Raw genomic sequence first — 705 nt, forward strand, 5'->3', positions numbered from 1 at the left:
TGATGTTCGGGTTGCCCGCGCTCGAGAGCGGGCCGCGGACCACTCACCAGGTGCAGCAGTCGGAGGCGTCGGACGGGCGCTGAGCCCCTGGGATAGCCTCAGCCAGCACAGGCCCATCCGGACGTGTGTGTGAGTGAGGACCGTCCGTGCCCCTGCCCTTCCTGACAGCGGACCGCGCCCTTGACGAAGACGGACCGGCGGCCGGAGACGCCTCGTTGCCGTACGAGGACCCGAGCCGCCGGCGCCGCCCTTACCGGCCGGGTCCCTGGAGGATCGGCGGAGGCGCGCTTCTGTTGCTGCTCGCCTCGTATGTGCTCTTCTCCGCGATGATCATCGCCCTCGCGGGATCGGTGCCCGCCGCCGGCATCTGCGTCGGGGGCGCCGCGCTGGTGATCCTGTGCGCCGTCCGGCTGGTGCGTGCGGGGGTGTGGATCGACGAGAAGGGGCTGCGGCTGACGGGCCTGTTCTCCGCCACCACGGTGCGCTGGTCTCAGGTCGCGGCGATACACACCGCCCAGCAGCCGGTGCGGTGGCTGGGGCTGCCGCGCAGTGTCCAGGGACAGGCGGTGCTCATCGAGCTGGCGGAGGGCGGGGCCCCGCGGGTGGCCTTCACCGACCACGGCGCCGACTTCCTCGGCCGCCCCGAGGCCTTCGTCATGGCGGCCGACGCGATCGAGGACCGGGCGGCCCGGTACCGCTGAGGCC

1 protein-coding gene is annotated in these 705 nt (G+C 72.9%); it reads left to right on the forward strand.

Going from position 1 to position 705, the window contains the following annotated elements:
• Nucleotides 1-293 precede the first annotated feature (293 nt).
• Nucleotides 294-701: an SCO5741 family PH domain-containing membrane protein gene (locus B7L92_RS38915; protein WP_368656287.1), complete on the forward strand. Its 408-nt coding sequence runs from the start codon at nucleotides 294-296 to the stop codon at nucleotides 699-701.
• Nucleotides 702-705: the final 4 nt, after the last annotated feature.

It is taken from the genome of Streptomyces viridosporus (genome assembly GCF_002078235.1).
Lineage (GTDB): Bacteria > Actinomycetota > Actinomycetes > Streptomycetales > Streptomycetaceae > Streptomyces > Streptomyces viridosporus.